Source organism: Actinokineospora sp. PR83, assembly GCF_021056305.1.
Taxonomy (GTDB): domain Bacteria; phylum Actinomycetota; class Actinomycetes; order Mycobacteriales; family Pseudonocardiaceae; genus Actinokineospora; species Actinokineospora spheciospongiae.
On the sequence record NZ_JAJCXD010000024.1, the window covers coordinates 83,000 to 107,555 of the forward strand.

The window sequence follows — 24,556 nt, forward strand, 5'->3', positions numbered from 1 at the left end:
CGTCGACTCCTCAGAACCAGGTGCGCGGGCGCACGGCGTGGGCGCGGTCGAGGAACAGGCCGAGGGCGCCCGCGTCCCTGGCCTGCCCCGCGAGGTCGCGGTAGCAGCGCGCCAGCGCGGTCGCCGCCGCGCGGGCCCGGCCGGTGCTCTCGTACTCGGCCTCGGCGAGCACCGCGCGCAGCCGCTGCCTGCCCGGCCCGTCCGCCTCGCCGCCGTCGAGGTAGAGCCGCCCCAGCAGTTCGGCGGCGGCGGCCAGGTCGGCCCGGCCGGGGTAGCCGCAGCTCAGGTGCCCGGTGAGGACCAGGACCGCGGCCGTGCCCGCCGCCTCGCTGTGCGGCGAGAGCCGGGGCACCCGCCGCAGCGCGGCCACCGCACCGGCCCGGTCCGCCCGCTCGCCGTGCCGCAGGCACACCCTGGCCAGCCCGAACGCCGCGCTGCCGGACGTGCCCTCGACCAGCGCCACCGCCGTGTACAGCCCGCGCGCCCGGTCCAGGTCGCCCGCCAGCTCGGCGCAGTAGGCCAGCGCCAGCTTCGGCGCGGCCTCCCCCGCCACCTCGGCGTGCACCTCGCTGAACCAGTCGTGCGCCGGTTTCCGCTCGCCCCTGGCCAGGGCGAGCAGGCCGCGGTGCCAGGCGGTCTGCCAGCCCGGCGCGTCGGGCAGCGCCGCGACCTCGCCCAGCTCCGCCTCGGCCTGCTCGTCCTCGCCCACGGCCAGCAGCGCCCGGCAGCGGGCGAAGCCCTCCTCGGCGGTGGCGGTCGGGCGGTTCAGCGCGGCCAGCAGCTTGCGCGGGTCGGCGTCGAGGGCGGTCGGGTCGGCGACCGGCACCGGCAGCAGCGCAACGGCGGCGGCGGGCGCGGGCAGGCCGGGGTCCAGCGGTTCGCGGGTGGCCCGGTCCGGGCGCGGTCGGGTCCACCGGTCCAGGCCGGGCAGCGCCCCGAGCCCGGCGTCGAGCAGACCGGTGGCCGGGCTGAACCGGGTGGAGCGGGTGACCCTGGGCTTGCCGTCGCGCAGCGCGGCGACCTGCCCGCGCACCTTGCGCAACTGCTCGGCCAGCTCGCGCGCCGAGGCGAACCGGCGATCCCGGTCGGGGTGCGCGGCGCGGGCCGCGAGCAGCTCGAACGCCTCGGTGCCCACCCGAACCCGGTCCGCGTCGTGCTCGGCGCACGCGCGCAGCAACCACTGCAGCGTCCTGCCGACGGTGTGGATGTCGGAGGCGACGGTCGCCCCGTGCTCCGCGATCTCCTCCTCCGGCACCCGGTAGCCGTCGGTGTGCACGTCGTCGCGGTCGCCGATCCGGCGCACCCCGCCCAGGTCGATCACCTTGATCCGGCTGTCGCCCGGCCCGCCGCCGCCCGGGCGCAGGATCACGTTCTCCGGCTTCAGGTCGCAGTAGACCAAGCCCCGCCCGTGCAGGTAGTCCAGCGCGGCCAGCACGCGCAACCCGAAGGTCGCCACGTGCTCGGCCCGCAGTGGCTCGTCCGGCAGCCCGCTGGCGCCGATGTCCGCGAGCGTCAGCCCGGGCACGTAGTCCATGACGATGTAGTCGTGCAGCTCCCCGGTGGCCGGGTCGCGGTGGGCGACGAAGTTGTGGATGCGCACGATGTTCTGGTGCTCGACCGTGGTCAGCATCCGCCGCTCGGTTTCGGCCAGTTCCCGGTGCGCCGGGTCGATCAGTCCTTTGAGGACGACGATGTTGTCGTCCAGGTGCCGGTCCTCGGCCAGGTAGAGCCAACCCAGGCCGCCGTGCGCGAACGGCCCCAGCACGTGGTAGCGGTCGTCCACCACCGCGTGCCTGCTCAGCGTCGGCCGGAAGGAGAACCGCGTGCCGCACCGGGTGCAGAAACCCGCCTCCCGGCGCGGCAGGCGCTCGCGGCAGGTGCGGCAGTGGTGGGTGGTGTCGGTCGCCCGCAGGTCGGGGCGGATGCGGCTGGTCGGGTCGGGGAAGGGGAAGGTGGGCAGCGCGAGCGGGTCGGCGTCCGGCCGGGGGACGGGCGGGGTCGGAGCCGCCGGGCGCCTGCCGCAGCGCAGGCAGTGGCCGGTGGCCGGGTCGATCGTCTTCGCGCAGTCGGCGCAGGGGGTCATCGGTCCCCCTCGACCGCTTCCCGCACGGCCCTGCGGTAGGCGGAGACGGCGACGCGGGACCGGGGCAGGTCGGAGTGGGCCAGGTGGTGGACGGCCTCGCGGTAGCGGGTGTCGAGGTCGACGTCCTCGGCGAGCCCGTGGTCGACCACCTGGGCCCGGGTGGCGTCGAGCAGCCCGCGCAGGTCGGCGCGCTCGCGCCGGGGATCGATCCGTTCCCGCCCGGCGCGGCGGTGGTCGGGGGGTTGGGCGGTGTCGAGTGGTCCGCGCGGGTCGGCCTGCCCGCGGTCGGGTCGCTCCCATCCGGTGCGGCGGTGGTCGGGGGGTTGAGTGGTGTCGAGCGGCCCGTGCGGGTCGGCGTGGCCGCGGTCGGGTCGCTCCCATCCGGTGCGGCGGTGGTCGGGGGCTTGGGCGCCGTTGGACGGCCCGTGCGGGTCGGCGCGTTCGTGGTGTTTGGGCCGGTGGCGTTCTCCCGCGCCGTGGTCGCGTGCCTGGGGACCGTTGTGCGGGTCGGCGTGCTCCTGGCGGTGGCGTTCCGCGGGGTGTCGGGTGTCGGGGGGCCGAGGGGAGTCGAGTGGTCCGCGCTGGTCGGTGCGTTCGCGGCCGGGGGTGAGCCGGTTGCGTTCGAGCCGCTCGCGTTCGGCGCGCACCGCGCGGTGCGCCCTGGCGATGTCCGCCGCGCAGTCGTCGAGGTCCACCTCCGCCCCGGGGGACAGGGCGGGGCGCAGGGAAGCGGCCCGGAGCCTGCCGGGCGGGGCGCCGGCCTCCCTGGCCAGCCGCAGCAGGTCGGCCTCGGCGGCGGCGAGGGCGCGCAGGTCGGCGGTGTGCTGGGCGCGGCGGGCGGCGGTCCCACCCGGCTGCCGACCCCGGGTGCGGGTGGCCAGGCCGCCGGGCTCGCGGAAGCCGATGATCAGCCGGGAACCCCGGGCCGCCAGCGGGTCCAGCACACCCGCCAGCAGCCGCTCCGGGTCGTGGGCGAGGTCGACGCCGTCCACCGCGAGGGTCATCGGCGGGGTCTCCAGCCGCACCTGCCGCACCGGGTCGCCGCCGACCCGGGCACCGGTGCGGCCCAGGACGCGGGTCGCCACCTCCACGGCGGTCCGACCGGTGGCGTCCACGGCCAGGTCGATGCTGTCCAGCGGCGGAGCACCCGGCCTGCCCGGCTGCGATTCCCGGCTCGACCCCACCACCGCCCGGCGCAGCGCGTCGACCTCGGCGCCGACGAGGACCAGCACGCTGCCGCCGGGCTTGTGCGCCAGCCAGTGGTTGAGGTCCACCCGGTCGCCGCCGTCGACCGGGCCGCTGGTGAAGGAGGCGTCGGCCGGGGGCTCGGTCTCGAACCAGCGCCTGGCCTCCGGCAGGTAGCGGCCGATGGTCTCCACGGGGATCATCCAGGCCAGCCCGGACTCGCCGGTGTGCCTGCCCACCACGATGCCCAGCACGTCGCCGTGCTCGTCGTCGAACACCGCCGACCCGCTGAACCCCGCGGTGATCCGCCGGTCGCCGAGGGTGTCGAGCTGCACCCACTCCGCCCCGGGCCCGGCCGTCCCGGCCAACCGCGCCGACGCCCACACCCCGTGCTCGGTGTCGAGCGGGAAGCCGAACGCGCACACGGTCCGCCCGCGGTACGGCGCGACCCACCGCAGCACCGCCCCGTCGGCCGCCCGGACCGCCCGGTCCAGCGGCAGCAGTGCGACGTCGCCGCGCTCGTCGGGTTGCGGCGGGACGGTCCGGCCGGGCGCCACCCGAGCCCGCGCCGACACCCCGGCGATCGGCAGCTCCACCACCACCGCGTCGACCCCCTCGACAACGTGTGCGCAGGTCAGCAGATGCGTGCCGCCCAGGACGACCCCGGCCCCGAGCACCTCCCCGGTGTCGTCGCGAACCCGCGCGCACCAGGGCTCGTCACCCGCGTCCGCGCTCGGCATGCCGTGACCATAGTCACCACCGTACGGCCCACGGACCCACTTGCCGCCGCGTCGCCCGATCGGATTAGTCGAGTTCGCGCCCCGGTGGCATTCTGTCCACAGTGGAGGGACAGGTCCGTGCGGGGTCCGGCGCTCGGGTGGGTGGATTCGCTTCGCCGGGATCGCTCCGTGTGCTGTCGGCTCAAGAGTCGGGATTTTCGGGGGCGTGCCCGGGTGGGTGGATCTGCTTGGGCGGGGCCCCTACAGCGATCATGTGCCCAGTGTGACCGAGTGGGGCTGAAGGGATGCCCCACAGCCCGGGCAGGCTTGCACATGATCGCTTCCCCCACCCAAGCACATCCACCCACCCGGGCATCTGCTTAGCCGGGCCGGCGGTTGCGAGGGTGGCTGGCTTTCGCTGCGCCCAGTGGGGTTTGGCGTGGCGGGCTACCTGGCTGGCAGTTGGTGGGGTGGTTGGCGGCTGCGCGCGGTGGGATTCGGGTGGCCGGCGGCCCGGCCCGGTTGGTGGGTGGTCGTCGGCTGCGCGTGGTGGGGTTCGGTGTGGCTGGGCGGCGGTTGACCACCCGGTGACCGCAGGTCCGGCATCACCCGGGTAGGACCCGGGTCAGGAAGTCGTCCGTCAGGTCGGCGATGAGGGTGGTCGGGCGGTCTCGGCCGAGGGTGCCGACCAGTGCGGGGAGCGGGGGCAGGTACAGCGGGGCGTCGGTGAAGGTCAGGTGGGCCGAGCCGGGGACCTCGATCCGGGTGCCGTCCGAGCTGAGGGACAGCGTCCTGGTCATCGCGGTGCCGAACTCGCCGTTCGGGTCTGTCGGGTGGTGTGCGATCAGGACCGGGGGGTACCTCGTCTCGCCTCCGGAGTACGGGTAGCCGTCCAGGTCGACCACGGCCTTGAACCTGGTGTCCCGGCCCGCCGCCATCAGTGCCGCCCCGCCGCCGAGTGAGTGGCCGGTGACGGCGGTCCGGTCGAGCGCGAGTCGACCCGCCAGGACCGGGTCGGCGACGTCGAGGGCCTCCAGTTCGTCCATGGCGAACCGCAGGTCGAGGGCGCGGGTTTCGGCGCACCGCTGCGCTGTCGCCCGGTCGGCCTCGTCGTCGCCGGTGGCGGTCACCGTCGTGTGCACCGCTCGGCCGTCCGCCAGCACCACGACGGCGGAGTCGAGGGGGTGGTCCAGGCCGATGACGACGTACCCGCGTGAGGTGAGTTCTTCCGCCCAGGCGGTGTTCTGCGCGCGGACCCCGCCCAGGCCCGGGGAGAACAGCACCAGGGGGAACCGGCCGCGTGCGGCGGGGGCGTTCGGTGCGGACGCGGTGGTGGCCCGGGGCAGTCCGTCGAGGAGGAAACCGGGCAGGCCGAACAGGGCCGCCAGCCCGTCTGCCACCACTGTGGACTCGGCGGGGGTGGCACCGAGGTACGGCGCACGCGCATCCGTGGCCGCTGCCGCCGGGTACCAGAGCTGGGCCACGACCACGCGGGTGGTGCCGTCCGGGTCGGTGCGGGTGTGGTCGGTCCACTGCCGGGTGGTCGTGCCCACGGCGTACCGGCCCGTCGGGGTCGGGAACTCGGGGACCGGCAGCGCCCAGGACGCCGCCGGGCCGAGTGCGGCCACGAACACCACCACGGCCGTCCCCGCCGCCGCGAGCCACGTGCGCACCCGCCGCCCGCGTACCGCGCCCACCAGCAGGGGTGTCGTCAGGACCATCGCGGCCAGCACCGGCACCACCTGCCACCGGACACCGTGGACCAGCAGGACGACGACCGCGACCAGACCCGATCCCGCCGCCCAGAGCGCCAAGGGCCCGCGCACGCGCTCCGGTGACCAACGCGATGACAGCATCACCAGGGCGCACCCGATGACCACCAGTTCAACCGGGTCCAAGCCCAGCCATCCGTCCATGCGGCAAGCCTGCTCGACACCGCGCCCCGCCCGCGTCACCCCCGGGACGCGGCGCCGTGTGCGACCACAGGATGACCGCTGCTCGGTTCGCAGGCGGGGCGGGAATGCCTGCGGCGCCCTGATCAGCTCGCCAGGCCGGTGATCCGGTATTGCATCACCCGGTAGTTCTGCGCGTCGTACCACTGGCTCACGGTGATGTGGAAGTCGGCGAAGGTGGAGCCGGGGACGATGAAGCCGCCGTAGGGGTGGGCGACCGCGGTGCCGGTTTCCTTGCCCGGGGCGGTGGCGGTGACCATCGTCTGCTCGGGTGTGTCGTAGAGGTTCGACGTCGGCAGGGCGAAGACCTGGGCCCTGATCGACACCGGGTCCAGGTTGAGCCACGTCAACGCGTACTTGCCGCCCATGGCGCGGAAGCAGATTTCGCCCCACCTCCGTTGCCTGGCAACGGTCGTGGGCGGGTTTCCCCAGCGCCACGCGCCGTCGGCGAAACCCCACGGCTCGTACGCGGCCGGTTCGCCGACGCGGGCGTGCGGGACCCGGTGCAGCAGCAGGCCCGAGCTGGTGTCGCGGTTGAACGCGGTGGACAGCACGTAGCAGTAGCCGTCCTGCGCCACGGCGTAGGTCTTCTGCTGGAACTGGCCCGCGTGCTGGTTCCCCGGCCACTTGCACAGGTACTCCCAGGTGTTGCCGTTGTCCCGGGAGTGCCAGAAGTCGCTGTGGTCGGTCTGGTGGATCACCCCGCGCATCAGGTGCAGGTACATGGTGTCGCCGATGGTGAACACGTCCGAGGGGATCGCCGTACTGATGCCGCCGGGGAGGGGGATGTGGCCCTCCGGCACGAGTTGCTCGGCGTGCGCGCCGCCGACGCTCCCGGTGACCAGCAGGGCGTCCGGCGCACCGCCCGGGCAGCGCAGGGCGATCGGCGCGCGCCAGTCGGCGGCGCCCACACCGCTGCCCGCGAAGGAGTCGCCGCACACCAGCAGGACCGAGCCGTCCGGGCAGCGCGCCGGGATGCCCAGGTCGGTCCACGGCGCGGCGAAGGCCCCGGTCTCCTCGGGGCCGGTCAGGTTGCGCACCTTCCGGCCGCCGACCGCCGCGGCGGCCTCCGGCGGCGTCACCTCGGTGCTGCCCGGCACGGGGGCCACCCCGGCGGCCCCGGCGGTGCCCGGCAGCGCCACCGCTCCGGCCGCCGCGAGCGCACCGCCCACCCCGATCCGCAACGCCGAGCGCCTGCTGACCTGCCGCACTGCCGCCTCCTCGGTCCTGTTGCTCCGACCTCCGGAGTGCGGCGCGCGCCTGCATCCCCTGACCCGGTGCCCGATGTGACCAATTTTTCCCAGTTGTGGCCGCTGTGTGCCAGCCATGTCACCCGGTCTCGCCGAACGGGCACGATTCCCCGTACCGCCCCGAACCCGGCGAGGACCACACCAGGCTGCGATCGCTCACCACCGTCCTCACTGCACTGCTCGGCACCGCACCCGCGGCGGTGGCCCCGTCGCCCAGCTATGAACATGGTGTATACACGGAGGGAGTAGCGGCGCGGGAGGCGCTCGCGACCGACGACGCGACGGGGTGGGGACATGCCGGACATCGACGACCTGCTGAGCACGGTGTGGGTGCTGTTGGACCGGCCGCTCGTGCTGGCGGCCCTGGTGGTCGGGGGCGTGCTGCTCGGCGCGGGGGCGTTGCTGGGCGCGCGGCGGTACGGGTGGCGGCAGGCTCCCGCGCTGCTCGCGGGCCTCGGCGCCGCCCTGGTCCTCGCGCTCACCCTGCCCCGCCATCGGCCCGACTTCGCCGCCACGCCCGGTGTGGTGTCCTACGGGGAACCGTTCTGCATCCTCGACGGCGTGTCCGTCACCGGCGGTCAGGAACTGCTCAACGTGCTGTTGTTCATGCCGTTCGCCCTCTTCGCGGTGATCGCCACCCACCGCCCGATGTCGGTGTTCGTGGTGTCGGTGGTGTCCAGCGCCGGGATCGAACTCACCCAGACCCTCACCGGCCAGGGGATCTGCGAGACCCAGGACTTCCTGCACAACGCCATCGGCATCGCCGTCGCGACCGTGCTCGGAGCCGCCGTGAACACCCTCATCGGCAGCGATCGGCGGGTCGTCCTGCCCGACCGGGAGCCGGCGCGGCACGGGTGACGGCCGGGACGGGCTCGGGGCCCGTCCCGGCCGTCCACTCGTATCAGGCGGAGCGCAGCGGGCTGCTCACCGGTGCGGTGTGCACCCGGCGGCGCAGGGAGCTGTCCGCCAGGGCGGGCGGGCTGTAGTAGCTGTCCGCCCGGTTGAGGTCGGTGCCCGGCGGCACGATCTCGTCGATCCGGTCCAGCACGTCCGCGGAGAGCACCGTGTCCGCGCCGGTCAGCAGGCTCTCCAACTGCTCCATCGTGCGCGGGCCGGTGATCACCGAGGTGACCGCGGGGTGCGCCAGCACGAACCCGACCGCCAGGTGCGGCAGTGGCAGGCCCGCCTCGGCGGCCAGCTTCGCCAGCTCGCCCACCGCGGCCAGCTTGCGCGCGTTCTCCGGCACCGACGGGTCGAACTTGTGCGCCTCCGTCGTCGCCCGCCCGCCGGTCACGTCCTCGGCCCGGGTGTAGCGGCCCGACAGCCAGCCCGCCGACAGCGGTCCCCAGGTCAGCACGCCCATGCCGTACTTCTGCGCGGTGGGCAGCACGGCCGCCTCGACGCCGCGGGCGAGGATCGAGTACGGCGGCTGCTCGGTGCGGAACCGCACGTGCCCGCGCCGCTCGGCGACCCACTGCGCCTCGACGATCTGCTCCGCCGGGAAGGTGGAGCTGCCGATGGCGCGCACCTTGCCCGCGCGGACCAGGTCGCTGAGCGCGCCCAGCGTCTCGTCGATGTCGGTGTCCGGGTCGGGGCGGTGGACCTGGTAGAGGTCGACGTGGTCGGTGCCGAGGCGGCGCAGGCTGTTCTCCAGCTCCCGCACCAGCCAGCGCCGGGAGTTGCCGCTGTGGTTGGCGTCCGGCCCCATCGAGCCGTGCCCCTTGGTGGCGAGCACCACGTCGTCGCGGCGGCCCTTGAGCGCCTTGCCGACGATCTCCTCGGACTCGCCGTCGGAGTAGATGTCGGCGGTGTCGACGAAGTTGATGCCCGCGTCCAGCGCGCGGTGGATGATCCGCACGCCCTCGTCGTGGTCGGTGTTGCCGATGGCGCCGAACATCATGGCGCCGAGCGCGTACCGGCTCACCGAGATGCCGGTTCCGCCGAGGATGCTGCGCTTCATGGGTGGTGCCCTCCAACTGCCGGTTGCTTCCCCACCACCCTGCGCCGGGTCGCGCGGGCGCACCAGGCACCGTTCAACCTGGGCCTGGCAGAACCACCCGGGGGATAATGGTCGTCATGGGTCACGTCGAGAACGAGGTCACGCCGTTCCTCAAGTCGCGCCGGGCGGCGCTGGACCCGGCCGCGCTGGGCCTGCCCGACGGCCTCGTCCGCAGGCGCGTGCGCGGCCTGCGCCGCGAGGAGGTCGCCGCCCGCGCGGGCATCAGCGTGGACTACTACACCCGCATCGAGCAGGGCCGCGCCCCGGCGATCTCCGAGGCCGTGCTCGACGCCGTGGCCCGCGCCCTGTGCCTGACCGAGACCGAGCACACCTACCTGCGCAACATCACCCACCCGGGCCGCCGCGCGGCCATCGGGGCGTGCAGGCCGGTCGACCTGCCCCCGGTCCGCCCGCAACTGCACGAACTGCTCGACGCGCTGGCCGACCACGTCCCCGCGGTGGTCTACGGCCCCGGCACCGACCTGCTGGCCTGGAACCGCCTGGCGGCCCGGCTGGCCTTCGACTACGACGCCCTGCCCCCGGCCGAGCGCAACGCCGCCCTGCTGCTGTTCCGCCACCCCGACGCCAGGGACTTCTACCCCGACTGGGAGCAGGCGGCGGCGAGCACCGTGTCCGCGCTGCGCGCCGAACTCGGCAGCCTGCCCGAGCACAGCCGGGTCAACCAGGTGGTGTGGGCCCTGCGCGAGTCCAGTCCGGACTTCCGCCGCCTCTGGGACGCCCAGGACGTCCTCGAAGGCCCGCACGGCGTCAAGCGCATCAACAACCCGGAGGTCGGCGAGCTGCTGCTGACCTTCGGCGCGTTCAACGTCCCCGCCGAACCCGGTGTGCGGCTGTGCACCTACACCGCGCCCAAGGGCTCACCGACCGAGGAGCGGCTGCGGCTGCTCGCCACCGGCCTGACCGCGGGCGCGGTGTGATCCTTTCCCCCGGTCCGCCCGATCCGGAATAACCCGGCCGACCGCGGTCGCTGTCGTGGAGGTCACCAATTCCACAGCGAAGGGTCCGCATGGAACAGGCAGCTCTGCACCCGTCCCCACCCGAGCAGTTGGCAGAGTCGCCAACCGGTGCCGCGCGCGTGCGCGTCATCTTCGTGCTGGGCGCGCTGATCGCGCTCGGCCCCCTCACCATCGACATGTACCTCCCCGCACTGCCCGCCCTCGGCGCGGACCTGTCCGCGTCGTCGTCGGCGGTGCAGCTCACCCTGACCGGCACCCTGCTCGGCCTCGGCCTCGGGCAGCTTGTCATCGGCCCGCTCTCCGACGCCTTCGGCAGGCGGCTGCCGCTGATCGTCGGCACCGCCGTGCACGTGCTGGCGTCGCTGCTGTGCCTGGTCGCGCCGAACGTCGTCGTGCTCGGCCTGCTGCGCACGCTGCAAGGCGTCGGCGCGGCGGCTGCCGCCGTCGTGGCGCTGGCCGTGGTGCGCGACCTGTTCACCGGGCGCGCGGCGGCCACCATGATGTCGCGGCTGATGCTGGTCATGGGCGCCGCACCCATCCTGGCCCCGTCGCTGGGCGCGGCGATCCTGCTGACCGGCTCGTGGCGCGGGGTGTTCGCCGCGCTGGCCGTGCTGGGCTTCGCGCTGATGCTGGTGGCGATGTTCGCGCTCAAGGAGACCCTGCCCCCGGAGCGCCGCCGCACCGGCTCGTTCGGCCCGGTCCTGCGCACCTACCGCTCGCTGGTGACCGACCGGCAGTTCGTGGTGCTGGCCCTGGTCGCCGCCCTGGGCATGTCCGCGCTGTTCTCCTACGTGTCGGGCTCCTCGTTTGTCCTCCAGGGCACCTTCCACCTCGACCAGCAGCAGTTCGGCCTGGTCTTCGCCATCGGCGCGGTCGCCCTGATCGGGGCGTCGCAGGTCAACGTGGTGCTGCTGAACCGGTGGTCGGCCGAGCGCATCGTGCTGTGGGCGCTGGCCGCCGCCACCGCCTTCGGCGCGGTCCTGGTCGCCGTCGCCGCCACCGGCCTCGGCGGGCTGATCGGCTTCCTGGTCCCGCTGCTGCTCCTGCTCGGCGCAGTCGGGTTCGTCCTGCCCAACGCCCCCGCCCTGGCCCTGTCCCGCCACGGCGAGGCGGCGGGCACGGCGGCGGCGCTGCTCGGCGCCGCCCAGTTCGGCCTCGGCGCGCTGATCGCCCCGCTGGTCGGCGTCCTGGGCAACGACGCCCCGGCCATGGCCCTGACCATGACCGCGGGCGTCCTGATCGCCTGGGCCGCCCTCGCCGCCACCCGCGCCCGCACCCGTCGTGCGGAGGTGGCGGTGGCCTCCTGACTCGCCCGAAACCCCGGATGGTTCAGCCCTGGCTGTAGTACAGCAACCGCTGTATGGTTCTGGCTGTGCTGACGTGTGAGACGCGGGAGGACGCGTTGGCCCGGCTGGGCAAGGCGCTGGCCGACCCGACCCGCTGCCGCATCCTGGTGGGTCTGTTGGACGGCGTCAGCTATCCCGCGCAGCTCGCCGACCACCTGGGGCTCACTCGCTCCAACGTGTCGAACCACCTGTCCTGCCTGCGTGGTTGCGGCCTGGTCGTCGCCACCTACGAGGGCCGCCAGGTCCGCTACGCCCTGGCCGATGCCCGTCTGGTGCGAGCGCTGGGCGAGCTGGTCGAGGTCGTGCTCGCCGTGGACACCACCGCACCGTGCCTGGACGACGGGCGGCGGGGCCCGGACGCGGCGGAGGTGATCGGGTGAGCGCCGACCCCGGGCGGATCGATCTGTCGGCCACCCCCGCCCCGGCCGGGGGCGGCTGCGCGGACGGGTGCTGCGCGGCCGAGGCCGCCGAGCTGCCGCCGTCGCGGCGGGCGGTGCTCACCCGGCGGGTCCGGTTGTTGGTCGCCGCGACCATCACCTACAACCTGGTCGAGGCGGTCGTGGCGATCACCGCCGGGGCGGTTGCCTCCTCCGCCGCGCTGATCGGGTTCGGGCTGGACTCGGTCATCGAGGTGGCGTCGGCGGCGGCGGTGGCCTGGCAGTTCTCGGGCGCGGACCCGCGGGCTCGCGAGCGGGCGGCGTTGAAGGTCATCGCGGTGTCGTTCTTCGCGCTGGCCGCCTACGTCGCCGTCGAGTCGGTGCGCTCCCTGGTGGGCGGCGGGGGTGCCGAGCACTCCACCGCGGGCATCGTGCTGGCGGCGGTGTCGCTGGTGGTCATGCCGTTCCTGTCGACCGCGCAGCGCCGCGCCGGGCGGGAGTTGGGGTCGGCCAGTGCGGTCGCCGACTCCCGGCAGACCCTGCTGTGCACCTACCTGTCCGGTGTGCTGCTGGTCGGCCTGGTGCTCAACTCCCTGTTCGGCTGGTCCTGGGCCGACCCGGCCGTGGCCCTGGTCATCGCCGCGGTCGCGGTCAAGGAGGGGCGTGACGCCTGGCGCGGTGAGCACTGCTGCTGAGTCGCGGAACGCCCACCGATCCGATGTGACGCACACCACTGCAACGGGAGAACCGTTCCGCCCCGGTGGTCGTCTTGCCGGTTGTGGACGAGGAACAGTTGGTGCGCGCGGTCGCCGGGGGTGACCGCGCGGCCTTCGAGGACCTCTACCGGCGGACGTCGCCGTGGTTGACCGTGCGGTTGCGCAGGCGGTGCTCCGACGAGCAGATCGTGGCCGAGGTCGTGCAGGAGACCTACCTGGCGGTGTGGCGGGCGGCCGGGTCGTTCGCCGGGTCCGCCGTGGACGGCACGGCAGTCGGCTGGTTGTGGACGATCGCGGCCCGCAGGCTCGTCGACGCGTTCCGGCGGCGGGCGCGGCAGGAGCGCCCGCTGCCGCCCGCCGAACCGGTGCCCGCCGCCGAGGACGAGGTCCTCGCGGGCACCTTCGACGACGCGGTGGGCGGGGCGCTGCGCGACCTCGCACCGGACCTGCGCCAGGTGTTGCAGGCGATGGTCCTCGACGGGCTGACCGTCCGGGAGACCGCCGTCCTGCTGGGTGTCCCCGAGGGCACCGTCAAGACCCGCGCCCGGCGGGCCCGGATCGCCCTGCGGGAGGCACTGTCATGACCGAACACGCCCCGGCCGACCTGATCAGCCGCTACGCCACGGGCGCCGCCCTGCCCGCCGACCGGCTGTGGGCCCTCGAAGCCCACCTGGAGACCTGCGGCACCTGCCGCCTCCGCCTGGCCGACGCGGCACCGCCCCCGGTGACCGCGCTGATCGAGTCCGTGTGGACCACCCTCGACCCGGCCACCCGCGACCCGGCAGCCGTTTCCCGGGCGTCGGGCGCCTGGGAGACGGCTGACGGCGAAAAGGCTGCCCGGGGGGCGGCTGCCGGGTGGGGTGCGGCTGCCAGGGGAGCGGCTTCCGGAGGACAGGCTGCCGGGGGAGCGGCGTGGCGCAGGCGCGTTGTCGTGCGGCGTCGGTTCTCCCGGTGGGTAGTGCCGTCGTTGGTGCCGTGGCTGGCGATGGCCGTGTTCGTGGTGTCGGGGGCGCTGCTGCTGGACCTGATCGCGCCCGGGGACTCCGCGCCGTCGCTGTTGCTGCTCGTCGCGCCGGTGGTGCCGGTGCTGGGGGTGGCGGGGGCGTGGTCGCGGTACCTGGACCCCGCGCACGACCTGGTGACCTCGACCGCCCGGGCGGGGGTGGAGATGGTGTTGCGGCGGACGTTCGCGGTGTTGCTCGCGGTGTTGCCCGCGCTGTTCGCGGGGGGTCTGGTGACCGGCGCGTCGCCCGCCTACTGGTTGCTGCCGAGTCTGGCCGTCACCGCCGTGGCGCTCGCGCTGGGGAGCGTGATCGGCGTGCGCCTGGCCGCGCGGGTGACCGTGGGGCTGTGGGTGGTGCTCGTGATCGGGCCCGCCGTTGTGGTCGGGGGTGTGCCGGTCGTCCTCGGGGTGTGGGTGGTGTGGGCGGTGGCGCTGGTGGCGGGCGTTGCAGTGGTGGCTCTTCGTTCCGCGCGTTTTGCGCAGCTCTAGGACTTCCGGATGGAGGAGGACATCGTGCGAGCGGTACCGGCGGCGGAGGTCGCCCCGACGAAGTACGCCTGGCAGGTGCGGGCGGAGGGCCTGCGGGTGCGGGCGGGCAGGCGGGTGGCGGTCGACGGGTTGGACCTGCGGCTCGGGTGCGGTGTGCACGGGCTGCTCGGTCCCAACGGCGCGGGCAAGACCACGCTCATCCGTTGCCTGGCCGGCGTCCTGCGGCCCGTGGGCGGTGAGGTGGAGGTGCTGGGGGAGTCGCTGACCGGGCGGGGTGACCTGCGGTCGATGCGGCGGCGCCTCGGGTACCTGCCGCAGGACTTCGGTTACTACAAGCGGTTCACCGTGCGGGAGTTCGTCGAGTACATGGCCTGGCTCAAGGAGGTGCCCAAGCGGGACGTCGCGGGTGCCGTGCAGCGCGCCGTGGAACGCGTGGGGCTCGCCGACCGCGCCGACGACCGCCTCAGGTCGCTCTCCGGGGGCATGGTCCGCCGCGCGGGCATCGCCCAGGCGATCGTCAACGACCCCGAGCTGCTGCTGCTCGACGAACCCACGGCGGGCCTGGACCCCGGGCAGCGGGTGCGGTTCCGCGAACTCCTGCACGAGCTGGGCACCGACACCTGCGTGGTCGTCTCCACCCACCTGGTCGAGGACGTCGCCGCCGCCTGTTCCGACGTGGTGCTCGTCGCCGCGGGCAGGCTGGTGTTCCAGGGAACCCCGGCCGAACTCGCCGCCGCGGGCGGTCCGGACGACGTCGGCGACAGCCCGATCGAGCGCGGTTACTCGGCGCTGCTCGGGGGTGCCTGGTGAGGGTCTTCGGCATCGAGCTGCGCCGGACCTCGGCGCTCGTCCTCGGCGGGTTGGTCGTCGTCCTCCTGCTGGGGTTGCTGTTCTGGTTGCCCCCGGCGGGCAAGGGCAGCACCGCGTGGACCCGGCAGTGGTGGACCATGGCCGAGTGGGTCCGCTACGCGCTGATCTTCGCCTGGCCGCTGACGGCGGGGGCCGGGGCGGTGCAGGGGTTGCGGGACCGGAGGTCCGGCGTCGAGGAGCTGTTCGCGTCCACGCCGAGGCCGCGTGCGCAGCGGGCGGCCCGCACCCTGGCCGCGTTGGCGGTCGCGCTGCTGGCGGCCTACCTGGTCGTGGTGGTCGTCGGCGGGGTCCAGGTCGCGTCGGCGACGAGTCACCTGGTGTGGGGCTGGGTTCCGGTGGCGCTGGTCGGCCTGGTGTCGCTGGTGGCCGCCGCGTGGCTGGGGATGGGTGTGGGCCGGTTGCTGCCGTCGCCGCTGACCCCGCCGTTGCTGGCGGTGGGCGCGATGGCGTTGATGGTCGTCGCGGAGGCGGCGGGGGACCGGGGGTACCCGTTCGTCCTGTTGCGACCCTCGGCGACGCGGCCCGAGAGCGTGTTCGCGCACACCGCCGAATCGGTGAGCGCGGGGCAGGCGCTGTGGTTCGGTGGGATGGCGGTGGCGGGGGTCCTGCTGTTCGCCCTGCGCCGGTGGTGGCTGGGTGTGCTGCCACTGCTCGTCGGGGCCGCGCTGGCCCTGCCCGTCCTCCCGACGACCTCGGCCGCGGCGACTGCCGCCGACCCGGCAGCCGCCGAACTCGTGTGCGCGGACGGGCTGTGCCTCACCCGGGCGCACGAACGCGAACGCGCCACCCTCGCCGGCCCGGCCCGCGAAGCCCTGGCTCTGCTGTCGAAACTCCCCGTACCACCGACGACGGTCCGCGAACTCCCCAACCCGGTCCGCCCCGAACCCCGGGGCCCGGAACCCACGGACGCGGTCTGGCTCGACCTGGACGACCTCGTCTACTTCCGCTCCACCCCACTGCCCGCGACGCGCATCACCGAACTCCTCGTCGAGGGCGCGGGCACCCGGGAGTGCAACGCCCGTGACGGTTCCCCGGACCGGGAGGTCGTCGTCCGCGCGGTGACCACCGCCTGGCTGACCGGCCACCTGACCCCGTTGCGCAACTACCTGGGCGAGGAAGACCCGGAGCTGAACCCCTTGGCGCAACAGGCGTTGTCCACCCTGAACGCCCGCCTCGCCGCCGACCAGCGCGCCCACGTCGAAGCCGCCCGCCAAGCCCTCGCCGCCTGCACCGGCACCGCGTGGACCGCCCTCACCGGAGAACCCGCGTGACCCACCCGCTCCCTCCGAGCACCCGCGCACCCGGCGGCGACCACCCCCGGGGAGCCCGCATGAGCCGCTGGCCGCTCCTGTACGCCCGTTCCCGCCGCATCCCCGCCACAGCCGTGGCAGCGGTCCTCGCGGCAGGCGCCTTCGGCCTGCTGACCGGGGACGCGGCCGATCCCCGCCTCGCCGCCCTGGCCGCCGCGCTCGGCGCCGCCGCCCTCGCCACCAGCCTCGGCAGCGCCGACCCGGCACTGGACCGCACCGCCGCCTTCGCCTGGCCTCCCCGCCGGGCGGTCCACCTGCTGCTCGGCGTTGCGCTCCTCGCCGGGCTGTTCCTGCTCGCGGCTCCCCTCGCGCCCGACCGGGTCCTGCTGCGCGACGTCGTGGGCCTGGCCGGGCTGGGCGCGCTCGGCGCCACCGCGTTCGGTGCCGACGCCGCCTGGTCGCTCCCGGTCACCTGGGCGGCGCTCACGCTGGTGGTCCCCCCGGCCGACGGCGTCGGCGCGGTGCTGACCTGGCCCGTCCAACCGGAGACCAGCACCGCCGCGACCGCCACCGCCGCCACCCTCGGCTGCGCGGGGTTGCTGGTCCACAGCGCCCTCGGCTGCCGCCGCTGACCGGTTCACCTCCCCGCGAGGCCGGACCGGGACGGCCGCAGGATGGCCGGGTGCAGTTGCGTGGCCGGGCCCGCCCGGAACAGGGACGCGGGTCGCCCGCCCTGGCCCGCCGTGCGGTTGCCGGTGTCGACCAGGAAGCCGTCGACCCCGGTGACCTTGCGGTGGAAGTTGCGCGGGTCGAGCGGTTCGCCCCAGACGATCTCGTAGACCTGCCGCAGGTCGGACACGGTGAACTCCGGGCGGCAGAAGCTGGTGCCGAGCGTGGTGTACTCCAGCTTGCCCCGGGCCCGCTCCACCGCGTCGCCGATGATCTCGCGGTGGTCGAAGGCCAGCGGGGTCGTGGATCGCAGCGCCTCCGGGACCGGGACCCAGTTCGCCGTGCTCGCGTCGCCGCCCGCCACGGGCAGGGGCAGGTCGGGCACGAGGGCGAGGTAGCAGACGCTCAGCACCCGGCGGCGGGGGTCGCGGTCGGCCCTGCCGTAGGTGCGCAACTGCTCCAGGTGCAGCCCGTCCGGTGACAGCCCGGTCTCCTCGGTCAGCTCCCGGGCCGCCGCCGCGTCGAGGTCTTCCTCCGCGGTGCCGAGGAACCCGCCGGGCAGGGCCAGCATGCCCAGGAAGGGTTCCAGGCCGCGTTCGATCAGCAGGATGTGCAGCGCTTCGTCGCGCACGGTGAGCACCGCGAGGTCGACGGCCACGGCCACCTCGGGGATCCGCCACTTCGCCATCACGATCGCACCACGCCGTTGTGTCGGTCGTCCATGGTGGACAGCCTAGCGACCAGGACGATTAATCGTCACCTTGACGAAAACTCGTTCGGATGGTTGTGTTCACCCTGTTCGACGCGGGTCGCGGGCTCTGGGCAGGACGCCCTCCGGCCGCGATCCCGCATGGGCTCCTGTGCGGCCCCCTCTTCCCCGGAGTGACACCAATGATCATCATCCTGACGGCTCTGCCCTGTGAGACCCAGGCCGTGCGGCGGCACCTGGACGGCATCGAGGTGCACCGCCACCGCGCCGGGACCGTCTTCGAGGTCGGCGGCCTGGCCCGCCGACCCGACCGGCGGATCGCGCTGGGCACGACCGGGATGGGCAACCTCTCGGCGGCGGCGCTCACCGAGCGGGCCATCACCGAGTTCAGCCCGAGCGCGGTGCTGTTCGTCGGCGTCGCGGGCGGCCTGCAACCGTGGCTGCGCCTCGGGGACGTCGTCTTCGGCACCAAGGTGCACGCCTTCCACGGCGGTCGCAGCACGCCGGACGGGTTCTTCGCCAGACCGAACACCTGGTCCGCCTCGCACGCCCTCGAACAGGAGGCGCTGCACCTGCACCGGACGGACGGGTGGCTGCCCGCCCGGGAGCGGGCGCCCGGGGTGTACTTCGCGCCGATCGCCGCCGGGGAGGTGGTGATCGACAGCCTGGGGTCACCGGAACTGGTGCGCCTCAGGCAGAACTACAACGACGCGGTGGCGATCGAGATGGAGGGCGCGGGGTGCGCCCAGGCCGGTCACCTCAACTCGACCACCCAGGTGGCCGCCATCCGGGGCATCAGCGACCACGCCGACGGCCGCAAGGACGAGGTCGACGACCGGGGCTGGCAGGAGGTCGCCGCCGCCAACGCCGCCGCCTTCGCCGTGGCGCTGGCGGCCGGTTTCCCGGCGGCGGACGAACAGGACCAGGACTCCCGGCGCACACCGCGACCGGACCCACCCGCTGTGCACCACACCAACTCGGCCACCGGGAACGCCCGGGTCGGCCAGCAGATCGGCGTCATCCACGGTGGGTTCACCGTGGAGAACAGGGGCGACAGATGAGCGAGCATTACACCCACCCGTCTGCGGCCGACCCCGGCCCGCGCGTGGAGAACGTGGCTTCGGACCACGCGCGCGTGGAGCAGCAGATCGGTGCCATCCACGGCGACCCGGTCTTCCGCAACGAGTCGACCTACAACATCAACACCGACGACCCGCCGGAGCGCAAGGAGGAGGTCGCGCTCAACTTCCTGCGCGGCGGCATCCCGAGGCAGGCCGAGCAGGTCCTGCACGGGCTCATCTACAGCGGCCAGGCGACCACCAAGCGCCTCTACCACTACGTGCTGGCCGTCCTGAGTGAACGATCGCTGGCGGAGATCGACGAGCGGGTCTTCACCAACCTCCGCGACGCGTTCCGGATCTCGGCGGACTTCCCTCCGGACACGTGGCGGACGGCGCTGGACGTGGTGGACAAGCTGGTCATCGCGGCCCAGAAGCAGGAGGACGACGTCTTCGACGTCACCGAACCCGAAGCCGTGCGCCGCTTCGACGACCTGCCCGCGGCGCGACGCGCCGAGATCAACCGGCACCTGGGCCTGATCCTGACCGGTGTCCGCGACGAGCGGCTGCGCTCGGCGACCATCCAGCGCATCTCGGCCGAGCGCCTCGGTGCCGGTCGCATCGAGCGGGCCTGGAAGTTCTTCCAGGCCGACCCCGCGCCACCGCGCCCGGCCACCGCGGGCCGCGTGCCCCTGGCCGAGGACAACCGCCAACGCCTGCTGATCGGCGGCGGTGCCGTGGTCGTCGGAGTGGCCGCCGGTCTGGCCGCTCTCGGCACCGGGAACATCGCACTGGTCGTGCTCGGGCTGTTCCTGGCGCTCAGCGGCGGGTACGCGGCCGTCCGCTTCGGCGGGGAGCGGGAGGCCGAGCGCCTGCGCATCCGGCAGCTACGGGCCCGCCACGCGCACCCGACCGTCCCGAAGCGGCCGGTGTCACCCGGCCACTGGGTCAGCACCGCGTTCGTCCAGGAGGTGCACTCCCGGGTGGAGGCGCGGTTCCAGCACGAGCGACCGCACGAGCCGGGCGACTGGCGCGGGGACACCCAGGGCTACCGGGACCACCTCAAGGACCGCCTGGTCTGGCTCTACGGCAACGCCCAGGTCAAGCCCGCGGAAATCGACTGGCTGATGCGCTGGCACGCCAAGCGCGTCCGGGACGAGTGGCGCTCGGGTGCCCTGGCCGCGAAACGCCACGGCCAGGAGTCCGCTGTCGCCTCGCCCCCGGCGCTGGCGGCCGGGATCGCCGCCGCGGTCGTCGGAGTGGCTCTGCTGGTGGCAGGCGGCGGCGCGGTGGCCGCCGTGCTGCTCGCGGGCGGCGCCTTCTACGCGGGGCGGGCCGCCTGGGAGTCCGTGGGCGCCCGGCTGCGGCAGCGCACCGAACAGGTGGAGGAGGACACCCTGTTCCGCGCCGAGCAGCGCGGTCACCAGGAGTGGATCGAGCTCATGGCCGACCGGCCCACCGACGACGAGATGGGCCGGTGGCTCGAACTCGACCGGATGTTCCTGTGGATGTGGGTCGTGGAGATGTACCGGCTCTCCCCGCACGACGTGATCGCGAACGTCATCCTCACCGAGGGCGCCCCGAAGGCGGCGCGGGCCAGGGTGTCCGGCGGCCCGCCCCGGTTCTCCCGGTACCAGGTGACGATCTTCCTGCTGACCGGCAACGGCGTCCGCCAGGTGTCGGTGGACCTGGACTTCCTCCAGGGCGGCTACGGCAACGAGCGCAGGCGTGCCTACCGCTACGACGTCCTCGGCTCGGCGGCCATCGTGGAAGCGGGGCCGCGCTCGAAGACCGACCAGAAGGGCGCGTCGGTCATGGGTGGCCGCAAGTTCACCCTGTCCCTGCTGGACCAGAACTCGGTGGAGGTGGTGGTCCGAGACTTCGACGACATCATCGACTTCGAGCGCGAGGACGGCGACCGGTTGATGCGCATGGCCCTGGAAACCTCGGGGATCGCCCACGCACTGCACGTCCTGGAAGCGGTCACCGCCGAGGGCAGCACCTGGCTCACCCGCGAGCGCGAACGCACCCGCCGCCGCTCCCGCGACTGGTTCGGCGACGACGGCGCCGCCGCCCCGGACATCACTCACCTGTTCAGTGAGAACCGAGCCGTCGAGGCCCGTCCCGCACGGCCTCAGTTCGATTGAACCGGGCATCGCTCGATGCGGTCAAGAATCGAAGCGCGCATTGACTGCTGCGGGATGATGCGGTGGGATTCCCCGCACCACTCGAAGGGATGCGATGTGTCGGCTTTGACCTTGATGACCGACCACCCGGCCTGGCTGTCGACGGACGAGCGCGCCTGGCGCGTCTGCCGCGTCGGCGAGACCGTGTGGTCGGTCATCGGTTCGCCGGGTCGTGTGGAGGTCCAACCCGTGTCGGGGAGCGGAGCCACAGCACCGATCATCGACGTCGTCGATCCCGGCACCGTCTCCGGGGCTGCCGATGCGCTCGTCGACCCCCTGCGAACCGGTGGTGCTGTTCGACGGTTGCGCAATCCCGATCTTTGGGAGGCTCTGGGGACGGCGGCTGTGCGGCAGGTGATCCGTGCGGCTCAGGCGCGGAAGTTGTACCGCGCGTTCTGCGCGCAGTACGGCGAGCGGTTCGAGACGGCCGCAGGCGCAGCATGGCTGTTCCCCCGGGCAGATGTTGTCCTCGCCATGTCCGACGACGACTTCGAGCGGCTGGGCATGAAGTTCTTCCGACGGGTCCTGCGGTCGTCGGCGGAGGTCTACCTGAAGTTCGGTGATGAGTGGGCGGAGTTGTCGGCTGATCGACTCGTCGACGAACTGAAGACGATCCCCCGGGTCGGGTCGTGGACGGCGGGGGCCGCCGTGGCGGACTACACCAACGATTTCGAGCGCTACCCGATGACGGACTTGGCGGTGCGGACGTGGGCGAAGCGACTCGCCCCCTCCGTCGACTGGCCGGAAGATGAGGGGCGATTCGGTCGCAAGTGGCGATCGATGTGCGGTGACCACGTATCCGAAATGACCATGCTCACTCTCTCCTGGGGAGTTCGCCATGCAACAGGAGTCTCCATATAGCACCATCATCGGCGCCGATCCGGAACAGGCTCTCGACATCCTGTTCGTCAATGCCCCACTCAGGGATTACTCCATCCGACCGAGGGTGAATGACTTCACCCTCCCGGTCCTCGGTATGGCCTACATCGCCACCTACGCTGCCGCCCACGGGTACAGCGTCGGTGTTCTGGACGCCGAGGCGCTTGGCTTGGGGGTCGCGCGGACCGCGGAAGTGGTGAACGACCTCGCGCCCCGCTGGGCGGGGTTCAACCTGCTCGCGCCGACGTACGAGATCAGCGCACGGATCGCAGGGGAGCTGAGTCCCGACATCAAGCTCATGCTCGGAGGTCACCAGGCGAAGGCGATGCCGGTCGACATCCTCAACGACCCGCGCATGTCCCGCTGCGCTGCCCTGGTGGTCGGTGAGGGCGAGACGCGGGTCGAGCAACTCCTCGACGACCACCGCAACCGCACGCGCCTCCCGGGGGTGATGTGGCGCGACCCCATCACCGGAGATCCGGTGACCGGGGGTGTGCCCGGCACCGCACACCACCTCGCCCCTGACATCGACGCGCTCCCCTTCGTGGACCGGCGGTTCCTCGTGCAGGACCCCCGCCTGGACCACGGCCGCTTCGAGGCCAACATGGTCGGCGCCCGTGGTTGCCCCTACGACTGCACCTTCTGCGGCGCGGCGGTCAGCGCCAATCCCGACATCACGATCCGCGTCCGGAGCCCGCGAAACATCCTCGACGAGATGGATCAGCTCCGTGGCGTCGGCGTGACCGCATTCCGGTTCGTCGACGACTTGTTCCTCGGCACCCGCAAGGTCATCCGGTCGATGATGGACGCTTTCTCCGCTGACAACGTCGGCGACTGGGCGCAGTGGGACGCCACCGGTCGCATCAACGTGCTCCACCGGGAGCCCGGTGCGGTCCTCGACACCCTGCGGTCGAACGGGCTCCGCGAGGTCGCCCTCGGCATCGAGTCCGGCAGCGAGCGGATGCTGGCCCAGATCGACAAGCGGATCACCCCCAACCTCGCTGTTGATGTCGTCCGCCGCCTCACCGAGCGGGGGATCAACGTCAAGGGGTACTTCATCCTGGGCTTCCCCGGCGAGACCCGCGAAGAGGTCGATACGACGGTCCGCTTGGTGCACGAACTGTGGGACCTCACCGACTCCTTGCCCGGTGACTTCCGCGCTTCGGCGTTCGAGTACCGCCCGTACCCGGCCACGCCTGACTGGCACAGGCTGATGCGGACCGGTCGGTACACCGTTCGGGAACTCCTCAACTACACAGCCGTCGACCTGACCGCCGGTGGAGTTGACGAGTCGATGCGTGAGCGCGACGAGTTCAACTTCTCCGTCAACATCCAACTCAGCGACGCCCCGATCACCCATGTCCGCGCCGCGCTCGTCAGGCTCGCCCGCGCGCAGCACGATCGGCGGGCGGCCGCCGCGTGAGCACCGGACACCGTGGTCTCCTGGTCACCTTCGACGGACCCGCGGGGGCGGGCAAGTCCACTGCTGTGCGGCTAACCGCGCGTTACCTCGAAGACCGGGGGCTCGCCACGCACACCACCGCGGAGCCGTCGCAACAGGTGCTCGGGACCATCGCCAGGAACAACACGGACACCTTCCGCGGGCTTTCACTGGCGTGCCTCGTCGCTGCCGACCGCTACCGCCACCTCGAAACCGAATTGCGCCCATACAAGCGCGCAGGTGGCATCGTGCTCTGCGATCGCTACGTCGCGTCCTCGTTGGTGCTCCAACGCATGGACGGGGTTCCCCTTGACTTCCTCGTGGGGCTCAACGCGCACGCGGATCTGCCCGACCTCGCGGTGTTGCTGACCGTGGAGCCGTCGGTCGCGGTGGAGCGGGTCGCGGTCCGTGGTGCGCACACCCGATTCCACCAGGGAATCGCCTCTGCGGAGCAGGAAGTCGCCTTTTACGAGGAGGCAGCCACGTGGTTGACCTCCCGAGGCGTCCCACTCCTCACGGTGGACACGACCGACGCCGCCGAATCCGAGGTCGCCGCCCACATCGGGGCGCGGATCACACGACTGGCGGCCACTGCGGGAACGCGGGCGGCGGAGGCGTAGCCTTCCCACGACTTTGTACGCAACCGCTTGAGGATGTTTTCCGGATGTCTGATCGACACACGGTCATCGACGTTCACGTGCTGCTGGTGCGCGATGACGAAGTGCTCCTGATCCGGCGTCGCGGCGAGTACGGCGGTGGCATGTGGCACCTGCCCTCGGGCAAGCTCGACGCGGGGGAGTCGCTGTTGGCGGCGGCGGTGCGTGAGGTCCGCGAGGAAGTGGGTGTGGTGGTCGACCCGGGCGACCTACGCCACGCGCACACCGTGCACGTGGCGGACTCCGGTCCGGTGCCGCGCCTGGGTGTGTTCTTCGAGGCGCGGGCTTGGGAGGGTGAGCCGATCAACCGCGAGCCCGACAAGTGCTCCGCGATCGACTGGTTCCCCCTGCGCGACCTTCCCGACGACGTGATCCCGTACCCGCTCGCCGGGATCGACGCCTACCGGGACGGTGTGGCGTTCGGTGTCCTCGGTTGGGACGAGCACACTCCTCGGGTGTCGGCCCCCGTGTGACGTGCACGGCGAGTGGCCGGGGCGGCTTGCGCCACCCCGGCCGGTGCCGGTGATCAGACCTGGTCGGCGCGCACCGTGTCGAGCAGGGCGGCGAAGCCGGTCCGGCTCAGGTGGAGGCGGAAGTCGGTGGCGGAGCCGAACGCGGTCTTGGCGTCGCGGAGTTCGACTGCGTCGGCGCGCTGGGCCACCTCGACGCAGTTCGCGTCCGGGTTGCTGTAGGACGACTTGTGGAAGTCGTTGCGGGAGAGGGGAGTGGTCATCGGCGGGGA

At 73.2% G+C, this 24,556-nt stretch carries 23 protein-coding genes; 16 read left to right on the forward strand and 7 right to left on the reverse strand.

All coding sequences use genetic code 11. The annotated features are described in order from the left end of the window. Positions 1-10: 10 nt before the first annotated feature. The 4 genes from L6E12_RS07870 to L6E12_RS07885 form a co-directional block, all read right to left on the reverse strand. Positions 11-2,083: a tetratricopeptide repeat protein gene (locus tag L6E12_RS07870; RefSeq protein ID WP_236227219.1), complete on the reverse strand. Its 2,073-nt coding sequence runs from the start codon at positions 2,081-2,083 to the stop codon at positions 11-13. Further along, positions 2,080-4,008: a trypsin-like peptidase domain-containing protein gene (locus tag L6E12_RS07875; protein WP_236227220.1), complete on the reverse strand. Its 1,929-nt coding sequence runs from the start codon at positions 4,006-4,008 to the stop codon at positions 2,080-2,082. The genes L6E12_RS07870 and L6E12_RS07875 overlap by 4 nt, the downstream gene beginning before the upstream one ends. A 584-nt stretch (positions 4,009-4,592) precedes the next feature. After that, on the reverse strand, positions 4,593-5,903 hold the full coding sequence (locus L6E12_RS07880) for a hypothetical protein (protein ID WP_236227221.1): 1,311 nt from the start codon (positions 5,901-5,903) through the stop codon (positions 4,593-4,595). 122 nt (positions 5,904-6,025) lie between these two features. Beyond that, positions 6,026-7,150 (reverse strand): DUF4185 domain-containing protein, encoded by a 1,125-nt coding sequence (locus tag L6E12_RS07885; RefSeq protein ID WP_236227222.1) that lies wholly within the window; start codon positions 7,148-7,150, stop codon positions 6,026-6,028. Between the two features lie 333 nt (positions 7,151-7,483). On the opposite strand from L6E12_RS07885, the gene L6E12_RS07890 reads away from it, so the two are divergent. After that, positions 7,484-8,047, forward strand: coding sequence for a VanZ family protein (locus L6E12_RS07890; protein WP_236227223.1), 564 nt, complete (start codon positions 7,484-7,486; stop codon positions 8,045-8,047). Between the two features lie 43 nt (positions 8,048-8,090). On the opposite strand, the gene L6E12_RS07895 is transcribed toward L6E12_RS07890, so the two are convergent. Further along, on the reverse strand, positions 8,091-9,149 hold the full coding sequence (locus L6E12_RS07895; RefSeq protein ID WP_236227224.1) for an aldo/keto reductase: 1,059 nt from the start codon (positions 9,147-9,149) through the stop codon (positions 8,091-8,093). Positions 9,150-9,265: 116 nt separating this feature from the next. Between L6E12_RS07895 and L6E12_RS07900 the strand changes: the two genes are divergently transcribed. From L6E12_RS07900 to L6E12_RS07940, 9 genes are all read left to right on the forward strand, one after another. Next, a complete protein-coding gene (locus L6E12_RS07900; protein WP_236227225.1) occupies positions 9,266-10,126 on the forward strand; it encodes a helix-turn-helix transcriptional regulator in 861 nt (286 codons plus the stop codon). A gap of 158 nt (positions 10,127-10,284) precedes the next feature. Then, complete coding sequence (locus L6E12_RS07905) at positions 10,285-11,472, forward strand: Bcr/CflA family efflux MFS transporter (RefSeq protein WP_236227226.1); 1,188 nt, start codon at positions 10,285-10,287, stop codon at positions 11,470-11,472. A 65-nt stretch (positions 11,473-11,537) separates the two neighbouring features. Beyond that, positions 11,538-11,891, forward strand: a complete 354-nt coding sequence (locus L6E12_RS07910; protein ID WP_236227227.1) for a helix-turn-helix transcriptional regulator — start codon at positions 11,538-11,540, stop codon at positions 11,889-11,891. After that, entirely contained in the window at positions 11,888-12,583 is a 696-nt protein-coding gene (locus tag L6E12_RS07915) for a cation transporter (protein ID WP_374201847.1), read from the forward strand. The genes L6E12_RS07910 and L6E12_RS07915 overlap by 4 nt, the downstream gene beginning before the upstream one ends. A 101-nt stretch (positions 12,584-12,684) precedes the next feature. After that, a complete protein-coding gene (locus L6E12_RS07920) occupies positions 12,685-13,188 on the forward strand; it encodes an RNA polymerase sigma factor (protein WP_236227228.1) in 504 nt (167 codons plus the stop codon). Next, positions 13,185-14,096: a zf-HC2 domain-containing protein gene (locus tag L6E12_RS07925; protein ID WP_236227229.1), complete on the forward strand. Its 912-nt coding sequence runs from the start codon at positions 13,185-13,187 to the stop codon at positions 14,094-14,096. Before L6E12_RS07920 ends, L6E12_RS07925 begins: the two co-directional genes overlap by 4 nt. Positions 14,097-14,120: 24 nt before the next feature. Beyond that, the gene (locus L6E12_RS07930; RefSeq protein WP_308074411.1) at positions 14,121-14,906 is read left to right on the forward strand and encodes an ABC transporter ATP-binding protein; all 786 of its coding nucleotides are present in this window, start codon (positions 14,121-14,123) and stop codon (positions 14,904-14,906) included. After that, on the forward strand, positions 14,903-16,237 hold the full coding sequence (locus L6E12_RS07935) for a hypothetical protein (protein ID WP_236227230.1): 1,335 nt from the start codon (positions 14,903-14,905) through the stop codon (positions 16,235-16,237). Before L6E12_RS07930 ends, L6E12_RS07935 begins: the two co-directional genes overlap by 4 nt. A gap of 59 nt (positions 16,238-16,296) precedes the next feature. Beyond that, positions 16,297-16,848, forward strand: a complete 552-nt coding sequence (locus tag L6E12_RS07940; RefSeq protein ID WP_236227231.1) for a hypothetical protein — start codon at positions 16,297-16,299, stop codon at positions 16,846-16,848. 5 nt (positions 16,849-16,853) lie between these two features. Here L6E12_RS07940 and L6E12_RS07945 read toward each other — a convergent pair whose 3' ends face one another. Next, complete coding sequence (locus L6E12_RS07945) at positions 16,854-17,573, reverse strand: NUDIX domain-containing protein (RefSeq protein ID WP_236227232.1); 720 nt, start codon at positions 17,571-17,573, stop codon at positions 16,854-16,856. Positions 17,574-17,776: 203 nt separating this feature from the next. Here L6E12_RS07945 and L6E12_RS07950 point away from each other — a divergent pair, with 203 nt between their 5' ends. The 6 genes from L6E12_RS07950 (at position 17,777) to L6E12_RS07975 (ending at position 24,287) form a co-directional block, all read left to right on the forward strand. Next, positions 17,777-18,655 (forward strand): 5'-methylthioadenosine/S-adenosylhomocysteine nucleosidase, encoded by an 879-nt coding sequence (locus L6E12_RS07950; RefSeq protein ID WP_236227233.1) that lies wholly within the window; start codon positions 17,777-17,779, stop codon positions 18,653-18,655. Beyond that, on the forward strand, positions 18,652-20,799 hold the full coding sequence (locus L6E12_RS07955; protein ID WP_236227234.1) for a hypothetical protein: 2,148 nt from the start codon (positions 18,652-18,654) through the stop codon (positions 20,797-20,799). Before L6E12_RS07950 ends, L6E12_RS07955 begins: the two co-directional genes overlap by 4 nt. A 114-nt stretch (positions 20,800-20,913) precedes the next feature. Continuing rightward, complete coding sequence (locus L6E12_RS07960; protein ID WP_236227428.1) at positions 20,914-21,699, forward strand: hypothetical protein; 786 nt, start codon at positions 20,914-20,916, stop codon at positions 21,697-21,699. Further along, complete coding sequence (locus L6E12_RS07965) at positions 21,677-23,140, forward strand: B12-binding domain-containing radical SAM protein (RefSeq protein WP_236227235.1); 1,464 nt, start codon at positions 21,677-21,679, stop codon at positions 23,138-23,140. Before L6E12_RS07960 ends, L6E12_RS07965 begins: the two co-directional genes overlap by 23 nt. After that, the gene (gene tmk / locus L6E12_RS07970; RefSeq protein WP_236227236.1) at positions 23,137-23,778 is read left to right on the forward strand and encodes a dTMP kinase; all 642 of its coding nucleotides are present in this window, start codon (positions 23,137-23,139) and stop codon (positions 23,776-23,778) included. Before L6E12_RS07965 ends, tmk begins: the two co-directional genes overlap by 4 nt. 44 nt (positions 23,779-23,822) lie before the next feature. Continuing rightward, positions 23,823-24,287 carry an NUDIX domain-containing protein gene (locus L6E12_RS07975; RefSeq protein ID WP_236227237.1) on the forward strand — a complete coding sequence of 155 codons (465 nt, stop codon included), beginning with the start codon at positions 23,823-23,825 and terminating at the stop codon, positions 24,285-24,287. 53 nt (positions 24,288-24,340) lie between these two features. Here L6E12_RS07975 and L6E12_RS07980 read toward each other — a convergent pair whose 3' ends face one another. Beyond that, on the reverse strand, positions 24,341-24,547 hold the full coding sequence (locus L6E12_RS07980; protein WP_236227238.1) for a DUF397 domain-containing protein: 207 nt from the start codon (positions 24,545-24,547) through the stop codon (positions 24,341-24,343). Positions 24,548-24,556 lie beyond the last annotated feature (9 nt).